At 72.3% G+C, this 17,598-nt stretch carries 17 protein-coding genes and 1 tRNA gene; 9 read left to right on the top strand and 9 right to left on the bottom strand.

Annotated features, from left to right (window positions below; genetic code table 11):
* Positions 1-245 precede the first annotated feature (245 nt).
* Together E1258_RS33410 and E1258_RS33415 are read left to right on the top strand one after the other, a co-directional pair.
* Positions 246-413 (top strand): hypothetical protein, encoded by a 168-nt coding sequence (locus tag E1258_RS33410; RefSeq protein WP_165949815.1) that lies wholly within the window; start codon positions 246-248, stop codon positions 411-413.
* A gap of 47 nt (positions 414-460) precedes the next feature.
* Positions 461-598 (top strand): hypothetical protein, encoded by a 138-nt coding sequence (locus E1258_RS33415; protein WP_165949816.1) that lies wholly within the window; start codon positions 461-463, stop codon positions 596-598.
* Between the two features lie 153 nt (positions 599-751).
* On the opposite strand, the gene E1258_RS17825 is transcribed toward E1258_RS33415, so the two are convergent.
* The gene (locus E1258_RS17825) at positions 752-1,294 is read right to left on the bottom strand and encodes a YbhB/YbcL family Raf kinase inhibitor-like protein (protein ID WP_132402413.1); all 543 of its coding nucleotides are present in this window, start codon (positions 1,292-1,294) and stop codon (positions 752-754) included.
* Positions 1,295-1,304: 10 nt separating this feature from the next.
* Between E1258_RS17825 and E1258_RS33420 the strand changes: the two genes are divergently transcribed.
* A complete protein-coding gene (locus E1258_RS33420) occupies positions 1,305-1,568 on the top strand; it encodes a hypothetical protein (RefSeq protein ID WP_165949814.1) in 264 nt (87 codons plus the stop codon).
* On the opposite strand, the gene E1258_RS17830 is transcribed toward E1258_RS33420, so the two are convergent.
* From E1258_RS17830 to E1258_RS17850, 5 genes are all read right to left on the bottom strand, one after another.
* Entirely contained in the window at positions 1,492-1,821 is a 330-nt protein-coding gene (locus E1258_RS17830; RefSeq protein ID WP_132402416.1) for a tyrosine-type recombinase/integrase, read from the bottom strand. The two genes, E1258_RS33420 and E1258_RS17830, sit on opposite strands and share 77 nt — an antisense overlap.
* A 132-nt stretch (positions 1,822-1,953) precedes the next feature.
* Positions 1,954-2,025 (bottom strand) — tRNA-Val (locus E1258_RS17835).
* Positions 2,026-2,107: 82 nt separating this feature from the next.
* A complete protein-coding gene (locus E1258_RS17840) occupies positions 2,108-2,575 on the bottom strand; it encodes a peroxiredoxin (protein WP_132402419.1) in 468 nt (155 codons plus the stop codon).
* Positions 2,576-2,672: 97 nt separating this feature from the next.
* Positions 2,673-3,110 (bottom strand): DUF3052 domain-containing protein, encoded by a 438-nt coding sequence (locus E1258_RS17845; protein WP_007072328.1) that lies wholly within the window; start codon positions 3,108-3,110, stop codon positions 2,673-2,675.
* A gap of 112 nt (positions 3,111-3,222) precedes the next feature.
* Positions 3,223-6,033: a thiamine pyrophosphate-dependent enzyme gene (locus E1258_RS17850; protein ID WP_132402422.1), complete on the bottom strand. Its 2,811-nt coding sequence runs from the start codon at positions 6,031-6,033 to the stop codon at positions 3,223-3,225.
* Positions 6,034-6,452: 419 nt separating this feature from the next.
* Here E1258_RS17850 and E1258_RS17855 point away from each other — a divergent pair, with 419 nt between their 5' ends.
* Complete coding sequence (locus E1258_RS17855; RefSeq protein ID WP_132402426.1) at positions 6,453-8,114, top strand: alkaline phosphatase; 1,662 nt, start codon at positions 6,453-6,455, stop codon at positions 8,112-8,114.
* A 4-nt stretch (positions 8,115-8,118) separates the two neighbouring features.
* On the opposite strand, the gene E1258_RS17860 is transcribed toward E1258_RS17855, so the two are convergent.
* Complete coding sequence (locus E1258_RS17860) at positions 8,119-8,523, bottom strand: secondary thiamine-phosphate synthase enzyme YjbQ (RefSeq protein ID WP_036372713.1); 405 nt, start codon at positions 8,521-8,523, stop codon at positions 8,119-8,121.
* A gap of 70 nt (positions 8,524-8,593) precedes the next feature.
* A complete protein-coding gene (locus tag E1258_RS17865) occupies positions 8,594-8,908 on the bottom strand; it encodes a hypothetical protein (protein WP_132402429.1) in 315 nt (104 codons plus the stop codon).
* 158 nt (positions 8,909-9,066) lie between these two features.
* On the opposite strand from E1258_RS17865, the gene aceE reads away from it, so the two are divergent.
* The 3 genes from aceE to E1258_RS17880 all read left to right on the top strand — a co-directional run bounded on the left by aceE (position 9,067) and on the right by E1258_RS17880 (position 14,188).
* Entirely contained in the window at positions 9,067-11,811 is a 2,745-nt protein-coding gene (aceE, locus tag E1258_RS17870) for a pyruvate dehydrogenase (acetyl-transferring), homodimeric type (protein ID WP_132402432.1), read from the top strand.
* Positions 11,812-11,966: 155 nt separating this feature from the next.
* Entirely contained in the window at positions 11,967-13,256 is a 1,290-nt protein-coding gene (locus E1258_RS17875; protein ID WP_132402435.1) for a choice-of-anchor B family protein, read from the top strand.
* On the top strand, positions 13,253-14,188 hold the full coding sequence (locus E1258_RS17880) for a hypothetical protein (RefSeq protein ID WP_243715523.1): 936 nt from the start codon (positions 13,253-13,255) through the stop codon (positions 14,186-14,188). The genes E1258_RS17875 and E1258_RS17880 overlap by 4 nt, the downstream gene beginning before the upstream one ends.
* Before the next feature lie 109 nt (positions 14,189-14,297).
* Here the strand turns inward: E1258_RS17880 and E1258_RS17885 are convergent, their stop codons facing one another.
* Positions 14,298-14,744 (bottom strand): SRPBCC family protein, encoded by a 447-nt coding sequence (locus E1258_RS17885; RefSeq protein ID WP_132402438.1) that lies wholly within the window; start codon positions 14,742-14,744, stop codon positions 14,298-14,300.
* A 254-nt stretch (positions 14,745-14,998) separates the two neighbouring features.
* On the opposite strand from E1258_RS17885, the gene E1258_RS17890 reads away from it, so the two are divergent.
* Together E1258_RS17890 and E1258_RS17895 are read left to right on the top strand one after the other, a co-directional pair.
* Positions 14,999-16,381, top strand: a complete 1,383-nt coding sequence (locus tag E1258_RS17890; protein ID WP_132402441.1) for a GH1 family beta-glucosidase — start codon at positions 14,999-15,001, stop codon at positions 16,379-16,381.
* Positions 16,382-16,386: 5 nt separating this feature from the next.
* A partial coding sequence (locus E1258_RS17895; RefSeq protein WP_132402444.1) for an MFS transporter occupies positions 16,387-17,598 on the top strand: 1,212 nt, incomplete at its 3' end.

Consider the following 17,598-nt stretch of genomic DNA (forward strand, 5'->3'; position numbering starts at 1 on the left):
CCCCCCGCCAGAATCGACACACAGCCCCGAACCGGCCGCCCCGCATCACCCAACGCCCCGAACACCCACAGGCGAACTGAGCGGGCCAACGAAGGAGCCTCGATGCCCTCACGCCACCCCACCCGCCGCCTGTCAGGTAGACGACACGTGCGAACAGCACGCCGCCGCCTGGCGTACATGGATGCGACGAGGGTCGCCAAGACACCCAGACGTTTCAAACTTCAACCACACCCCCAGGAGCCGTCATGCCCGCCGACGACGACACCCCCATGACTGATGACCAGATGCAGGACGCCGCCCAGGAGATCGGCGAGGCGTTCTGCGACTTCGACCTGACCATGCTCGCCCAGCTCACCCCGCAGGAGCGGGCCGTGCAGGCGAAGATCCGCCGCGACCTGTATATATGCACGTAGACGCCATCTGGGTAGCGCCGAAGAGGGCAGGCGCGCACCCCGTCGATGTGGGCGGCTACGGGTCTGTCGCCGGCCTGCGGGATCTGCTGGAGCAACTGTGCGGGCACGCCGAAGAGGTGCAGGATTTCGCCGGGGACACCCCGGAGGACTGGCGCGTGCAGGTGACCGTGGAACCCGTTGACTGATCTGCGGCAGTCGGCCGTGAACACTTCCCCACCCGCTGGCGCACATGCCCCAAGACCGCGCGTCCACGTCCGATGCGCAGCCCGACACGCCCCGGCCGGCTAGCCCCGGCCCGGGTGGCGCGCGCCTCGACTGCTGCCGAGGCGTTCCTGGCCTTAGCCGCTGACCCGATACGTCGGGGTCAGCGTCGCCCGTGCGAGGGTGTGGAACACCGTTTTGTAGCCGACCGCCGCTGGCGGCACGTCCGTGGTCACGTCGAGGCGTTCGACGTCGAGCGCGTGGACCACGAAGAAATACCGGTGCAGACGGTCACCGGCCGGCGGGGCGGCACCGCCGTACCCGCGGCTGCCGTAGTCGTTGCGCACGCTGAACGCACCCTGCGGCAGGGCGCGGTCGCTGCCACCCGATGTGGAGGGCAGCTCGGTGACGGACGCCGGGATGTTCACCACCGACCAGTGCCAGAAGCCGCTGCCGGTCGGCGCGTCCGGGTCGAGGCAGGTCACCACGAAGCCGCGGGTCTGCTTCGGGAAGCCGGACCAGGCAAGCTGCGGTGAGCGGTCCTCGCCACCGACGTTGCTATGCGCGAACGGGATGTCCATCAGCTCACCATCGATTACGTCGTCGCTGATGAGGCTGAACGACGGGACGCTGGGCAGCAGGGAGTACGGATCCGGCGCGATGGGACGATCAAAGTTCATGTAGGCCATTATGAGGGCGGAACCGGGCAAGAGGGGCAAGATGCCCACCTTCCCCGACCCGATGGACCTGCTGGCCCGGTGGGCGCCGATCGTGCAGGCCGCCCACATCAGCGCGTTCCCCGGCGACCTGGGTGGCAACGAAGACTTGTCCAGCCTGGGTGTGGTAGAGCGGGTCGCCGCTCGCGCCGCATTCGGCGTCACCGACGCCCTGCCAAAGATCCGCAAGGCCGAGCGGGAGGCACAGCGAGTGCGGCGGCAGCGCGACGCTCGATGACCTGTCGGATTCCTGACGGGGTCATCGGGGTCCGCCGCCGGACGCCGATCCACAGCGCCGGCAGATCCGCAGCTTTGTGCTCGGATCGCTTGCGGAGGTACCGGTCGACGGCGAGCGCGCACTTGGCGTCGAACTTGACGGTGCGCTGCTTGTTGCCCTTGCCGATCACGACGGCGGCGCGCTTGGCGACGTCGACGTCTTCGACGCGCAGGCTCGTGATCTTGGCCAGGCGACACCCTGTGCAGGCGAACATTCTGAGCAGCGGGGGCCGACCCGAGGGGCGGACCGGCCGGTCGCTGTTGCGAAAAGCGAGTGCTGTGTGAACGACTAAGCGTCGCGGTTGTCTGGCGATCCCCTCACGTTTCTGCTGATAGAGAGGGGTTTGTGGGCGCGGCAGGTTTCGAACCTGCGACCCCTCGCTTGTAAGGCGAGTGCTCTCCCACTGAGCTACGCGCCCCGAACGCCCGCACGGCGGGCCGGAGTCCGGCAAGCTTACCCTGCCAGCTCCGGCCCGACGCGCCGGTGTGCCTGGGGTGGGATCAGGCGGCGACGGCGTCGGCGAGCGCCTTGCGCCAGCCCTGCTGGTCGCGCGCCTCGCCCGGCATGTTCATCTCGGCGAACCGGACGACGCCGGCCTTGTCGATCACGAACGTGCCCCGGTTGGCGATGCCGGCGACGTCGTTGAAGACGCCGTACGCCTGGGCGACCGCGCCGTGCGGCCAGAAGTCGGCCAGCAGCGGGAACTGGTAGCCCTCCTTGTCGGCCCAGATCTTGTGGCTGTAGACCGAGTCCACGCTCACGGTGAGCACCTGAACGTCGTCGTTGACATACTCGTTCAGGTTGTCCCGCACCTCGCAGAGCTCGCCCTGGCAGATGCCGGTGAAGGCGAGCGGGTAGAAGACCAGCAGCACGGTGCGCTTGCCACGGAAGTCCGACAGCCGGACCTCCTGGTTGTTCTGGTCCTTGAGCACGAAGTCCGGCGCTTCGGCGCCAACCTCGATCGGCATGCGAGCTCCTTGAGTCGATTTTGGAGGTGGCACAAGCCTGCCACACCTGACGGCCAAGGCCGCCAGGTGGCCGGCCCCACGCGCGGGACCAGCCGGTCTACTTCTTGCCCTTGGCACCCCGACGCAGCACGAGGCGGGCGCCGCTCCAGTCCCGGCCGGCGTTGACCGTGGACGTCTGCTGGAGGCCAGCGGTGGGCGCGGACTCCGCGACCTCGCTCGGCTCGACGTGGCCCTCCCGCCCGGCCTTGGGCGTCAGCAGCCAAACGACGCCGTTGTCGGCCAGTGGGCCGAGGGCGTCGACGAGCAGCTCGAAGAGGTCACCGTCGCCGTCTCGGTACCAGACCAGCACCGCGTCGACCACCTCGTCGGTGTCCTCGTCGACCAGCTCTCCACAGCGGTCGGTCAGGGCGTCCCGGAGATCCTGGTCGACGTCCTCGTCGTACCCCATCTCCATGACGACCATCCCCGGCTCGATACCGAACCGGTCCGCCAGGCTGCGTACCCCGTCGGCGGCCTGACCAGCGGTCGCGCTCACTGTCGCGTGCCTCCTCATCTTGTCCCTGCTCGCGGCATCGCTGCGACGCCGTCAGGCAAAGTCCACACACTCGCGGCCCACCGCGCAAGTGGCGCACCGGGTGGAACGGAATTTACCGTGCCAGCAGCGTACGGGCACCCTGGGTGATGGCATCCTCGGTGACCAGCACCTGACGCGCTGCCGGACCTAATGGTACAAACGAGTCGACACCGGCCACCCGCCGCGCCGCACCGACGTACCCGCCGTCGACCAGTGCCGCGATCACCCCCTCGCCAACCCCGCCGGAGCGGCGCGTCTCGTCCACGACCAGCACCCGGCCGGTCGCCGAGGCTTCCCGGACGATGTCCGCGACCGGCAACGGCGCGATCCAGCGCAGGTCGACCACGCGGCTGCCGACCCCCTCGTCGGCCAGGGTGGCGGCGGCGCGCAGCGACATCGGCACCCCGTTACCGAAAGTGACGATCGTGACGTCCTCGGCGGTGCCGACGCCGTACACCCGGGCCCGCCCGACCGGCGCGTGCCCACCGGCCCACGCGCCCGGCTCGGCGTAGTCGGCCACCCACTCCCCGTCGCCCTCGGCGTACAGGTCGCGGGTGTGGTACAGCGCGATCGGCTCCACCAGCACGCAGACGCTGCCGTCCACCGCCGCGCTGGCCAGGCAGGTACGCAGCATCGGCGCGGCGTCGTCCGGCCGCGCCGGCACCGCGATCACCAGACCGGGCACGTCCCGCAGCACGGCCAGGGAGTTGTCGTTGTGGAAGTGCCCGCCGAAGCCCTCCTGGTACGCCAGCCCGGGCACCCGCACCACCATCGGGTTGCGGAACGCACCCGAGGAGAAGAATCGCATCGTCGCCGCCTCGCCGCGTAACTGGTCCTCGGCGTTGTGCAGGTACGCCAGGTACTGGATCTCCGGCACGGGCAGCAGCCCGGCCAGCCCGGCACCCAGCCCGAGCCCCAGGATCGACGTCTCGTCGAGCAGCGTGTCGAACACCCGAGCCGCGCCGTACCGGTCGCGCAGCCCCTTCGTCACCCCGTACACCCCGCCCCTGACGGCGACGTCCTCGCCGAACACCACCATCCCCGGGTGGTCGAGCATGCCGTCGGCGAGGGCGGCCTTGATGCTCTGCGCCAGGGTGAGCGGGCCGGCCGCCTCGGGCAGCCGGCCACCGAACGCCTCCGCGCGGGCCGCCGCGCCGGGCCCGCCGGCCCGGGCCGCCGCGTCGGCAACCGCGCGGGCCACCCGGGCCGGGCGGCGGGGCGCGATCTCGGCGACCACCTCGGCCGCGGAGGCGAGTTTCGGTTCACCGAGCGCCTCCTCGGCGATCCGGCGTACCTGCCAGCCACGCTCGTCGTACCGGGCCAGCAGTTCCTCGGTCGTGGCGACGCCCGTCTCCACGAGCAGCCGGGCGGTGGCCAGCAGCGGGTCCCGGTCCAGGTCCGCGGCGATCTCGCCGGAGCTGCGGTACGCCGTCTCCGCGTCCGCCCCGGCGTGCCCCATCAGCCGCACGGTGGTCAGGTGCAGCACGGCCGGCCGCCGGTGCCGGCGCACCCAGCCCGCCGCCTCCGCCGCCGCCTCGTACGCCCGCACCGGGTCGGTGCCGTCGGCGGAGAAGTAGCGGATGCCGGGCTTGGCCCGCAACGTCGCCTCCACCCAGCCCTCTGGGGACCGGACGCTGATGCCGAGCCCGTTGTCCTCGCAGACGAAGAGCACCGGGATACGCAGTCCGGTGTGGTCGTACCAGCCGGCGGTGTTGAACGCGGCGGTGGCGCTGGCATGGTTGACCGAGGCGTCGCCGAACGAGCAGACCACGATCGCGTCCGGCGGCCACGGCGAACGGGGCGGCTGCCCGACGCCGCCGAGCGGGTCCGCCCCGGCACGCCGCCCAACCGGGTCACGGCGGCGCAGCCGCTCCAGGGCCAGCCCCGCGCCGACCGCCCGGGGCAGGTGCGAGGCGATGGTGGAGGTGGTGGGGATTATCGCGAGGTCGGCCCGGCCGAAGACCTTGTGCCGGCCCCCGGCGATCGGCTCCCGGGCCGAGGCGACCATCCCGCGCAGCACGTCCCGGGCCGCCCCGGCGTACGCGTCCTCCCGGCCGGCCGCACCGATCCGGCCGACCTCACCGGCTCTGCCGCTCTCACCGACCCTGCCGGCTGCACCGACCCTGCCGGCCTCACCGATCTGGCCGGCCTCACCGATCTGGCTCGCCGCCGGGGCTTCGGCCGCCGCGCCCTCGGTCGCGCCGACGGTCGTACCGTCTGTGGCGTCCCCCGCCGGTCCCGGCGCGGCGGACGGGTTCTCCGCGCCGTGGCCCGACCAACCGGCGGGGCCGGCGGCCAGCGCGGCCAGGCCGGACCAGCCGGCGCTGTCGGCCTGGTCCGCGCCGCCGTCTTGCTCTCCGCTGGCGGGGTCGCCGGCAGTCGGGCGCTCGGGGGTCGGACGGGCGGGAGTCGGGTCACCGGGAGCCGGGCCGTCGGGATCCGCGATGTCCCCGGCCTCCCCCGCCGCACCGGACCGGGCACTCTCCCCCTGCGTCGCGGGAGAGGCAGCCTCCCCCGCCGCCGCAAAGGCCGCCTCCCCGGCGACCTGGGCGGCGCGGAGGCAGTAGAACGCGCCTGAGCGGTAGTGCAGCAGGGCCGGATCGCCGGGACGCAGCGCGGCGGCGACTGCGGCGTTGCCCTCGTGGCCGGCGGAGCCGATGGTGTAGAAGCCCTCGCCGAAGCTGCGCAGCCACCGCCCGGCGAGGTCCAACTGCCGGCTGGTGACCTGGGCGTCGAAGATGTCCAGCAGTTGCGCGCCGGTCAGCGGCACGCCGTCGCGGACCCGCTCGGCCGGGTCACGTCGCCGGGGCGCGGCGGCGAACCCGGCGAGGGCCTCCCGGAACCGGTCGTCGAGATCTTGCGGGGTGGTCACGTCCGACAGCATTACCGACGCGGCGGCCGGTCGCCCACTCAGACACGGTCCACCGGGACGGTTCACCGCGCGGCCCACTCCTCGGCGCGTACGGCGTCCCCGGAGCGGCCGCCCGGTACAGGCCCGGCCCCGGTGAGGATGCGCTGCGTTGTACCCGCAATCGTACGTCCGGCGCAACTGTTGACCACCTCCACGTTCTGCGCAAGGGAGGGCCCCTTCTTAACGCCTGCGGTAGAGAAGGGTTCCCTTCTCGCCCTGGCTCCCCCGCCGGCGCCCCTCCCACCGGTCCTGCCCGCGCCGCCCAGCGGTGGTTAACAGGGGGCCCTTGTTAGACAAAAAGCGATAACAAGGGGCCCTCTCTTTCACCTGGCGGCCATCGACGGCCGGGAGGCTCCCCGGAGTCGACGAAGACGGACTCTGGGGAGGAAATCATGGCATTGTCCCGACGTACGATCCTGCTCTCCGGCGCGACGATCGGCGCGGTCGGCGCGGTGGCCGGGCTGCCCATGGCGGCCGGGGCGGCGGCGGCCCGCCCGCTGCGGCAGGACCCGTTCACCCTCGGGGTGGCCTCCGGCGACCCCGACCACGAGGGTTTCGTGCTGTGGACCCGGCTGGCCCCGCAGCCGCTGGCCGAGGACGGCCTCGGTGGCATGCCGTCGCGGCCGGTGGCCGTGACCTGGGAGGTCGCCGCCGACGAGGGGTTCCGGCACGTGGTGCGGCGCGGGGTGGCGCAGGCCCGCCCGGAGTCGGCGCACAGCGTGCACGTGGAGCTGGGCGGGCTGCTGCCGGGCCGGGAGTACTTCTACCGGTTCCGGGCCGAGGGCCACGCGTCCCCGGTCGGGCGTACCCGCACCGCGCCCGCCCCGTGGAGCCTGCCGTCGACCCTGGCCATGGGCTTCGCCTCCTGCTCGCAGTACGAGCACGGATACTTCACCGCGTACCGGCGGCTGGCCGAAACCGAGCCGGAGTTGATCCTGCACCTGGGCGACTACCAGTACGAGTACGAGAAGGGCACGTACACCGTCCCGGGCGGGAACCCGCGCGACCACGAGGGCCCGGAGACCCGGACGCTGGCGAACTACCGGCAGCGGCACGCCCAGTACAAGACCGACGCGGATCTTCAGGCGGCGCACGCGGTGGCCCCCTGGGTGGTGGTCTTCGACGACCACGAGGTGGAGAACAACTGGGCCGACGAGGTGCCCGAGGCCCCGGACCCGGACTTCCCGGCCCGGCGGGCGGCGGCGTTCCAGGCGTACTACGAGAACATGCCGCTGCGGCGGACCTCGCTGCCGCGCGGCATCGACATGCAGTTGTACCGGCGGGTGCGCTGGGGCCGGCTGGCCACGTTCCACATGCTCGACACCCGGCAGTACCGCGACGACCAGGCGTGCGGCGACGGATACAAGGACTGCGCCGCCGCGGCCGACCCCGCCCGGTCCATCACCGGGGCGGAACAGGAGGCGTGGCTGCTCGACGGGTTCCGCCGCTCCGACGCGCGCTGGGACATCCTCGGCCAGCAGGTCTTCTTCGCCCAGCGGGACAACAACTCCGGGCCGCTCACGGTCACCAGCATGGACGCCTGGGACGGGTACGTCGCCTCCCGCGACCGGATCACCCGGGGTTGGCTGGCCGCCGGGGTGCGCAACCCGGTGGTGCTCACCGGGGACGTGCACGCCCACTGGGCCAGCGACCTGTTGCTCGACTACGCCGACCCGACGTCCCGCACGGTCGGCAGCGAGCTGGTGTGTTCGTCGATCACCTCGGGCGGGGACGGCGCGGACTCGGTGACGGGCTCCCACCCGTGGTTCGGGTTCAACCCGCACCTGCGCTTCCAGAACAGCCTCCGGGGGTACGTCCGCACCACGATCACCCCGGCGCAGTTGGCGGCCGACTTCGACGTGGTGCCGTACGTGAGCCGGCCGGACGCCCCGGCGTACACCCGGGCGACGTTCGTGATCGAGGACCGGGTGCCGGGCCTGCACCAGACGTACGACCGGCCGCCGGCACCGACCGCGACCGCGCGCGGCACCGCCCCCGGGGCCGACGCGGACCTGGGCCGGCAGACGGTGGACGCGGAGACCGTGCGCCCCTAGCCGGTCAGCCGGGCAGGAACGAGAAGCGGACCTTGCGGGTGGGGTTGTCGCCGTTGGTGTCGACCAGGCAGATCGACTGCCAGGTGCCGAGCGCGAGCCGCCCGCCGACCACCGGCAGGGTCGCGTACGGGGGCACGAGGGCGGGCAGCACGTGGTCGCGCCCGTGCCCGGGCGAGCCGTGCCGGTGCCGCCAGCGGTCGTCGGTGGGCAGCAGGTCGTCCAGCGCCCGGAGCAGGTCGTCGTCGGAGCCGGCACCGGTCTCGATGACGGCGAGGCCGGCGGTGGCGTGCGGCACGAAGACGTGCAGCAGGCCGTCGCCGGCGCCGGAGACGAAGCGTTCCGCCTCGGCGGTGATGTCCCGGACGGTGGGCCGGCTGCCGGTCTGGACGGTGATCACCTCGGTACGCATACGGCGCATTCTGCCGCAGGCGCGCGCCCGCCGGACGGCGGTCCAGGGGCCGGCGGGGCCGCTGCGGGTGTCAGCCGGTGCGCTGGTTTCCGGGCCAGCCGCAGCCGGCGTCGCCGGCGTTCGGGTCGGGGCCGGGCTGGCCCGCACCGTGCGCCCCGGGGCCGTAGGGTGCGGCGGGGTCACCGGTGGAGGTGGCGTAGCCGTACCGGGCCCGCCGCCCGCCCATGCGGCTGAACAGCACCAGGCCCACCGCGAGCAGGGCCAGGCCGAGCAGCCCCGCCGGGGCCTTGTCGAGTTCGCCCCCGGCGAGGCCGAGGACCGACAGCAGGAGGGTGAGCGCTCCGGCCAGCACGAGTGCGCTCGCCACGGCTCGCAGCATCGTCATGGGTCGACGGTAGGAGGCCACCGCAAACCCGCCAGAAGTTACCGGCGGGTACCTGTGTTGAGCGTCGCGTCTGGGGGAGCCAGACGTGACGAAAAGCATCGGTAGAAGGCAGGATGAACGTCTAGAGACCTATCCCACACACACCCGAGGGAACGCCTGTGGCCACGGAACGCAAGCGCCCGGTGATCACCGCCGGTCTGCCGAGCCAGCTTCCGGACATCGACCCCGAAGAGACCGGCGAATGGGTCGAGTCGCTGGACGGTGTCATCGACGAGCGCGGAACCAAACGTGCCCGGTACGTGATGCTGCGCCTGCTGGAGCGCGCGCGGGAGCGCCAGGTCGGGGTGCCGTCGCTGACCACCACCGACTACATCAACACCATCCCGCCGGAGCGCGAACCGTGGTTCCCGGGTGACGAGCACATCGAGCGGCGGATCCGGGCGTACATCCGGTGGAACGCGGCGATGCTGGTGCACCGCGCGCAGCGCCCCGAGATCGGCGTCGGCGGGCACATCTCCACCTTCGCCAGTTCCGCGTCGCTCTACGAGGTGGGCTTCAACCACTTCTTCCGGGGCAAGGACCATCCGGGCGGCGGCGATCACATCTTCTACCAGGGTCACGCCTCCCCCGGCATGTACGGGCGGGCGTTCCTGGAGGGGCGGCTGAGCGAGAACCAGCTCGACGGGTTCCGCCAGGAGCTGTCCCACCCGGGCGGCGGGCTGCCGTCGTACCCGCACCCGCGGCTGATGCCGGACTTCTGGGAATTCCCGACCGTCTCGATGGGCCTCGGCCCGCTGAACGCGATCTACCAGGCCCGGTTCAACCGGTACCTGCACCACCGGGGCATCAAGGACACCTCGCAGCAGCACGTCTGGGCGTTCCTCGGCGACGGCGAGATGGACGAGGTCGAGTCGCTCGGCGCGATCGGCGTGGCCGCCCGCGAGGAGCTGGACAACCTCACCTTCGTGATCAACTGCAACCTCCAGCGGCTCGACGGGCCGGTCCGGGGCAACGGCAAGATCATGCAGGAGCTGGAGGCGTTCTTCCGGGGCGCCGGCTGGAACGTCATCAAGGTGGTCTGGGGCCGGGAGTGGGACCCGCTGCTCGCCGCGGACACCGACGGCGCGCTGGTCAACCTCATGAACACCACGCCCGACGGTGACTACCAGACCTACAAGGCGGAGTCCGGGGCGTACGTGCGGGAGCACTTCTTCGGCCGCGACGCGCGCACCCGCAAGATGGTCGAGGGGCTCACCGACGACGAGATCTGGAACCTCAAGCGGGGCGGGCACGACTACCGCAAGCTCTACGCGGCGTACAAGGCGGCGATGGAGCACACCGGCCAGCCGACGGTCATCCTGGCCAAGACGATCAAGGGCTGGACGCTCGGCTCGCACTTCGAGGGCCGCAACGCCACGCACCAGATGAAAAAGCTGACGCTGGACGACCTGAAGCTGTTCCGCGACCGGCTGTACCTGGACATCTCGGACAAGACGCTGGAGGAGAACCCGTACCTCCCGCCGTACTTCACCCCTGGCGAGAAGTCGGAGGAGGTCGCGTACCTGCGGGAGCGCCGGGAGCAGCTCGGCGGGTACCTGCCGTCGCGGCGGACCGCCGGCAGGGCGCTGGCGATTCCGGGCAGCGAGCGGTTCGCCGACGTCAAGCGCGGCTCGGGCAAGCAGAAGGTGGCCACCACGATGGCCTTCGTCCGCCTGCTCAAGGACGTGATGAAGGACAAGGAGTTCGGCAAGCGCTGGGTGCCGATCATCCCGGACGAGGCCCGCACCTTCGGCATGGACTCGCTGTTCCCGACGCAGAAGATCTACTCGCCGCACGGCCAGCGGTACACCTCGGTCGACCGGGAGCTGTTCCTGTCGTACAAGGAGTCGACGACCGGGCAGATCCTGCACGAGGGGATCAACGAGGCCGGTTCCGTGGCCTCGTTCACCGCCGCCGGCACCGCGTACGCCACGCACGGCGAGCCGATGATCCCGCTGTACATCTTCTACTCGATGTTCGGTTTCCAGCGCACCGGCGACGGGTTCTGGGCGGCAGCCGACCAGATGGCGCGGGGCTTCGTGCTCGGCGCGACCGCCGGGCGCACCACGCTCAACGGCGAGGGCCTCCAGCACGAGGACGGCCACTCGCTGCTGCTCGCCGCAACGAACCCGGCGGTGGTCGCCTACGACGCCGCGTTCGCGTTCGAGCTGGCGCACATCATGGAGAACGGCCTGCACCGGATGTACGGCGAGCAGCCGGAGAACATCTTCTACTACCTGACCGTCTACAACGAGCCGATCCACCAGCCGGCCGAGCCGGCCGGCGTGGACGTCGAGGGGCTGCTGCGGGGCATCTACCGCTACTCCCCCGCGCCGAAGGTCGACGGTGACGTCCCGAAGGCGAACATCCTGGCCTCCGGCACCGGCATGCAGTGGGCGCTCAAGGCGCAGCAGTTGCTCGCCCAGGACTGGGGGGTGGCCGCCGACGTGTGGTCGGTGACCTCCTGGACCGAGCTGCGCCGCGACGCGGTGGAGTGCGAGGAGCACAACCTGCTCAACCCGGGCGCGGAGCAGCGGGTCCCGTACATCCAGCAGAAGCTGGCCGACGCCGACGGGCCGAAGGTCGCGGTCAGCGACTGGATGCGCGCGGTACCGGACCTGATCGCCCGCTGGGTGCCGGGCGACTACACCTCGCTCGGCACGGACGGGTTCGGCATGTCCGACACCCGCCACGCGCTGCGCCGCCACTTCCACGTCGACGCCGAGTCGGTCGCGGTCGCGACGCTGCGGCAGCTCGCCCTGCGGGGCGCGGTGCCGGCCAGGGTCCCGGCCGAGGCGGCGAAGAAGTACGCCATCGACGACGTCAACGCGGCTCCGGTCGGCGAGACGGGCGGCGACAGCTAGCTCGCGGACAGTCCGAGGGGCCCGGCGCGGCGCGCCGGGCCCCTCGGCATACCGGCGGCGGTATGACCCGTCCGGTATCACCGCGCGACCTTGCCCCCGACCGCCAGGCGAATCCATGCTTCTCGATAATTCGCCACGACGGTAGGGAGACGCCCATGCGAGTCGTCCGGATCGGAGTCGCCCTGGCGGTCGGCGCTCTCGCGGCGTCGCTGCTCGGGTCAGGCCAACCCCTCGTCGCGCATTCGCCGGACACCCCGGCCGGGCGCGCCTCGGCCCAGGAGTTCATGGCGCAGCGGGAGCCGACCCAGCGGCTGACGGCCGTTGCGGCGGCGACCTGCACCGGCGGTCAGGCCGCCGGCTACCCGTGCCGCAACGTCGACCTGTTGTCGTTCCTGCCGCTGGCCGACATCGGCGGCAGCCAGGCCAACGACATCTGGGGCTGGACCGACAGCCTGACCGGCCGGGAGTACGCGCTGGTGGGGCGGCGCAACGGCACCTCGTTCGTCGACGTGTCCAACCCGACGGCCCCGGTCTACCTGGGCAACCTCCCCGCGTACCAGAACCGCACCGCGGTCTGGCGCGACATCAAGGTCTACCGCGACCACGCGTACGTGGTGGCCGACGTGTCGGGCCACGGGATGCAGGTGTTCGACCTGACCCGGCTACGCGGCGTCACCGCCCCGCAGACCTGGACGGCGGACGCGCGGTACGGCCAGTTCGGCAACTCGCACAACATCGCCATCAACGAGGAGACCGGTTTCGCGTACGCGGTCGGCACGAACACGTGCAGCGGCGGGCTGCACATGATCGACATTCGTACCCCGAAGTCGCCGGCCTCGGCCGGCTGCGTCAGCAACGACGGGTACACCCACGACACCCAGTGCGTGGTGTACCGGGGCCCGGACACCGCCCACACGGGCCGGGAGATCTGCGTGAGCTCCAACGAGGACACCGTCACGGTGGTGGACGTGACCACCAAGTCGGCGCCCCGGCAGCTCTCCCGCATCGGCTACACCGGGCGGGCGTACACCCATCAGGGGTGGTTCACCGGAGACCAGCGGTACTTCCTGCTCGACGACGAACTGGACGAGTCCCGGCGCGGCGTGAACACCCAGACGTACCTGTGGGACCTGGCCGACCTCGACGCGCCCCGGCACATCGGCACCTACAGCGCGCCCGCCGGGGTGGCGGCCACCGACCACAACCAGTACGTCAAGGGCAGGTACAGCTACCAGGCCAACTACCGGGCGGGGCTGCGCATCCTGGACCTGACCGAGGTGCCCAGCGGCCGGGCGAGCGAGGCCGGCTACTTCGACATCTACCCGTCGAGCAACAGCAGCTCGATGAACGGGGCGTGGAGCACCTACCCGTACTTCCCCAGCGGGATCGTCGTGGTCAGCGGCATCGAGCAGGGGCTCTTCGTCCTCCAGCCCCGGCTGCCGTGACCACGACCCAACGCGGGCCGACCCTGGTGGAGACGCCCCCGCAGGGGTATCCCCACCAGGGTGGCGCAAAGGATCGGCCACCGGGGGGCCCGCCCACCGGCCGGATCGCCCGGGTCGTCGCGGCGGGGCTGATCCTCGCCCTCACCCTCGCGCTGGGCTTCGCGGCGGGCCGGTTCGGCGGATCGCCCGCCACGCTCCGGTCGGCGACGCCCGGCGCGGTCGGGCACCCCGACCACGAACCGGCCGGGTTGCAGGTGTCCCGGGACGGCTTCACGCTCGCCCTGGACACCTCCGCCCTGGCCGCCGGCCGGGCGGGGGAGCTGGCGTTCCGGATCACCGACGCGGCGGGCGTGCCGGTGACCGCCTTCCAGCCGATCCACGAGCGGCTGATGCACCTCGTGCTGGTGTCACGGGACCTGACCGACTACCGGCACGTGCACCCGGAGCTGGACGCCGACGGCACCTGGCGGGCGGCGGTCACCCCGGCGGCGGCCGGCCCGCTGCGGGCGATCGCCGATTTCTGGCCGGTCGGCGCGTCGCGGCAGGTGACGCTCGGGGTGGACGTCGCGGTGCCCGGCCGGTACGCGCCGAGGCCACCGGAGCAGCCGCAGGAGACCATCGTCGTCGACGGGTACACCGTCACCCTCGACGGCGGCCTGCGCCCGGGGGAGGCGAACCAGGTCCTGGTGTGGCTGGGCCGCGACGGCCGGCCGGTGAACGACCTGCAACCGCACCTGGGCGCGTACGGGCACCTGGTCGCGTTGCGCCACGGCGACCTGGCCTACCTGCACGTCCACCCCGCGGCGGCGAGCCGGCCGAGCTCGGTGGTGGCGTTCTCGGTGCAGGTGCCCTCGGCGGGCACGTACCGCCTCTTCTTCGAGTTCCGGCACCTCGACGTGGTGCACGTCGCCGCCTTCACGGTGACGGCCTGACGAGCCGCCCTCACGTCATCGCCGACGATGTGACGGCGGTGGTCCGCCACGCCCTGGCCGGGACGTGCCGGGCCACCGCCGTCGCGGATGGCGCCGTGAGACGTGACCCTCAACCGACGGCGGCCAGGTCGGTCAACCGGGCCAGCGAGCCCTCCAGGTCGGCGCCGACCCGCCGCAGCCCGAGCCGGAGGAGGGCGGCCTTGACCGGGCCGGCGGGCCAACGTACGACGATGAGCCGCACGATGGTCCCGCCCTCCTCCTCGTCTGCGGTGAGCTGGACGTAGATCTCGGTGCGAGCCTCGGCCCGGGCACCGGCGCCCTTGGCGCGCTCCCGCCAGCCGATCAGGGTCGGCTCCTGGTAGGCGATCACCTCGGCCTCGTGCGCCGACCCGCGCCCGGCCTGGACCAGTTGTCGCCGGCCGAAGCCCTCCCCCGAGAGGACCTCCGCCGCGCGAACTCCCGCCAGCCAGGCCGGCAACTGCTCGGCCCGCTGGACGACTTCCCAGACCGCTTCCACCGGCGCCATCACGTGCGCACTGCGTTCCACGAGGATCATTTTTGTTCTTCCCCCACTGAGGACATCCGCGATATTCGGCACTCTATGCGCTAAATCGGACTTAATCGGACGACTTCGGAAAAGACACGCCGAAAAGCCTTGCGCGCCGATCGCCGCCGGCCTATGGCGCAAACCCCGTCCGCGTCCTAGAGTCCGAACACGTTTCACGTTCGCCGGCCATCCGGCCGGTGTCCGATGGACGTCGCGCGTCCCGCGCCCGCGGACGCCGCCGGCCCCTGCCGCCTGGAGTGCGCATGACCACCGAGCCGCTGCCCGAGTTCCCGGTCGGATTCCGCTGGGGAGTCTCCACCTCCGCGTACCAGATCGAGGGCGGGGCGACCGCCGCCGGCCGGGGACCCTCCATCTGGGACACGTTCGCGCACACCCCCGGGCTGATCGCCGACGGCAGCACCGGCGACGTCGCCTGCGACCACTGGCACCGGCACGCCGAGGACGTCGCGCTGATGGCCGGGCTCGGGGTGTCGGCGTACCGCTTCTCGGTGGCCTGGCCCCGGGTACGGCCCACCGGGAACGGCCCGGCGAACCCGGCCGGCCTGGACTTCTACGACCGGCTCGTCGACGACCTGCTGGCCGCCGGGATCGACCCGGTCGCCACCCTGTACCACTGGGACCTGCCGCAGCCCCTCCAGGACGCCGGCGGCTGGCTGCACCGGGACGCCGCCGCCCGGTTCGCCGAGTACGCCGACCTGGTCGCCGCCCGGCTCGGCGACCGGGTGAAGCTGTGGATCACCCTCAACGAGCCGTTCATCCACATGAGCCTCGGCTACGGCACCGGCGAGCACGCCCCCGGCCGGACGCTGCTGTTCGACGCGTTCCCGGCGGCCCACCACCAGCTCCTCGGGCACGGGCTGGCCGTCGCCGCGCTGCGCGCCCGCACCACCAGCCCGATCGCCATCGCCAACAACTACTCGCCGGTGCGCCCGGCCGGCGACACCGACGCCGACCTCGCCGCCGCCCACGCGTACGACTCGCTGCACAACCGGCTCTTCACCGACCCGCTGCTCGGCCTCGGCTACCCCGACATCCTCGACCTCGACCCGGCGCTCGTGCGCGGCGACGACCTCGCGGTCATCGCCGCGCCGATCGACGTGCTCGGCGTCAACTACTACAACCCCACCGGGGTACGGGCGCCCGGGGCCGACTCGCCGCTGCCGTTCGAGCTGGTGGAACTGGCCGACTACCCCCGCACCGCGTTCGGCTGGCCGGTCGCCCCGGACGGGCTGCACGAGCTGCTCACCGGCCTGCGCGACCGGTACGGCGACCGGTTGCCCCCGATCCAGGTCACCGAGAACGGCTGCGCCTACGAAGACGTACCCGATGCCGACGGCCGGGTCCACGACCCGGACCGGATCGCCTACCTCGACACCCACCTGCGGGCCCTGCGCGCGTCGATCGACGACGGCGTGGACGTCACCGGGTACTTCGTCTGGTCGCTGCTGGACAACTGGGAGTGGGCGGAGGGCTTCACCAAGCGTTTCGGCCTCGTGCACGTCGACTTCGGCACCGGGACCCGCACGCCCAAGTCGTCGTACGCCTGGTTGCGCGACGCCGTGATCCGGCCCGGCGACGCCACCGCGCGTGCCGCCGCCCGCCACGCCACACCCGACGCGGAGTAGCGGCCGTGACCACCATCGACCCGATGTCGGCGTCGCTGCCCGCCGCGCTCGCCGAGCCGACCGTCCCGGTCCGGCGGAGCTGGATCGCGCTGATCTTCGCGGCGAACCTCGGGGTCTGGATGGCCTTCTTCACCCCGATCCAGGTGCTGCTGCCCCAGCAGATCGAGCGGATCGCCCCGGGCGACAAGGAGGCCATGTTCGCCGTGGTCACCGGCTTCGGCGCGCTCGCCGCGGTGCTGGCCAACCCGCTCGCCGGGGCACTGTCGGACCGGACCTGCCTGCGGCTGGGCGGCCGGGAGCTGGGCCGCCGGCACGTCTGGACGGCCGGCGGCGCGGTCCTCGGCGCGCTCGCCCTGCTGCTGCTGGCCCGGCAGGACACCATCGCCGGGGTGGCGGTCGGCTGGGTGGCCGCCCAGGTCTGCTTCAACGCGATGCTGGCCAGCCTCACCGCCGGCATCCCGGACCGGGTGCCGGTGCTCCAGCGCGGCGGCGTCTCCGGCTGGGTGGGCATCCCGCAGTCGCTCGGCCTGGTGCTCGGCGCGGTGCTGGTGACCGCGGTGGTGACCGGCAACGCCGCCGGGTACGCCACGATCGCGCTGGCCGTGCTGCTGCTGTCGCTGCCGTTCGCGCTGCTCACCGCCGACGACCCGCTGCCCCGGGAGCACCGGCCGGCGCTACGGCCGCGCGCGCTGCTCGCCTCGATGTGGATCAGCCCGCGCCGGCACCCGGACTTCGCCTGGGCCTGGCTCACCCGGTTCCTGGTCCAGCTCGGCAACGCGCTGGGCACCCTGTACCTGCTGTACTTCCTCGCCGACGGGGTGCGCTACCCCGACCCGGAGGGCGGGCTGCTGGTGCTGATCCTGCTCTACACGCTCGGCATGATCCTCACCGCCGTGGTATCCGGCCGGCTCTCCGACCGTTCCGGCCGGCGGAAGGTCTACGTGATCACCGCCGGGCTGGTGATGGCCGTGGCCGCGCTGCTGCTGGCCGCCGCGCCGGTCTGGCCGATGGCGATGGCCGCCGCGGTGCTGCTCGGCGCGGGCTACGGCGTCTACCTGTCGGTGGACGCGGCGCTGATCACCGAGGTGCTGCCGGCGGCCACCAACCGGGCCAAGGACCTCGGGGTGATCAACATCGCGAACTCCGCGCCACAGGTGCTCGGCCCGGCGCTGTCCGCCCCGATCGTGGTGCACCTGGGCGGCTACCCGACCCTGTAC

The organism is Micromonospora sp. KC207, assembly GCF_004348615.1.
Classification (GTDB): Bacteria; Actinomycetota; Actinomycetes; order Mycobacteriales; family Micromonosporaceae; genus Micromonospora.

Coding starts and splice junctions, on each gene's coding strand:
- E1258_RS33410 (WP_165949815.1), top strand. CDS start 246: ATGCCCGCCGACGACGACACCCCCATGACTGATGACCAGATGCAGGAC.
- E1258_RS17825 (WP_132402413.1), bottom strand. CDS start 1,294: ATGAACTTTGATCGTCCCATCGCGCCGGATCCGTACTCCCTGCTGCCC.
- E1258_RS33420 (WP_165949814.1), top strand. CDS start 1,305: ATGAGGGCGGAACCGGGCAAGAGGGGCAAGATGCCCACCTTCCCCGAC.
- E1258_RS17830 (WP_132402416.1), bottom strand. CDS start 1,821: ATGTTCGCCTGCACAGGGTGTCGCCTGGCCAAGATCACGAGCCTGCGC.
- E1258_RS17840 (WP_132402419.1), bottom strand. CDS start 2,575: ATGCCGATCGAGGTTGGCGCCGAAGCGCCGGACTTCGTGCTCAAGGAC.
- E1258_RS17850 (WP_132402422.1), bottom strand. CDS start 6,033: ATGCTGTCGGACGTGACCACCCCGCAAGATCTCGACGACCGGTTCCGG.
- E1258_RS17855 (WP_132402426.1), top strand. CDS start 6,453: ATGGCATTGTCCCGACGTACGATCCTGCTCTCCGGCGCGACGATCGGC.
- E1258_RS17860 (WP_036372713.1), bottom strand. CDS start 8,523: ATGCGTACCGAGGTGATCACCGTCCAGACCGGCAGCCGGCCCACCGTC.
- E1258_RS17865 (WP_132402429.1), bottom strand. CDS start 8,908: ATGACGATGCTGCGAGCCGTGGCGAGCGCACTCGTGCTGGCCGGAGCG.
- E1258_RS17875 (WP_132402435.1), top strand. CDS start 11,967: ATGCGAGTCGTCCGGATCGGAGTCGCCCTGGCGGTCGGCGCTCTCGCG.
- E1258_RS17885 (WP_132402438.1), bottom strand. CDS start 14,744: ATGATCCTCGTGGAACGCAGTGCGCACGTGATGGCGCCGGTGGAAGCG.
- E1258_RS17890 (WP_132402441.1), top strand. CDS start 14,999: ATGACCACCGAGCCGCTGCCCGAGTTCCCGGTCGGATTCCGCTGGGGA.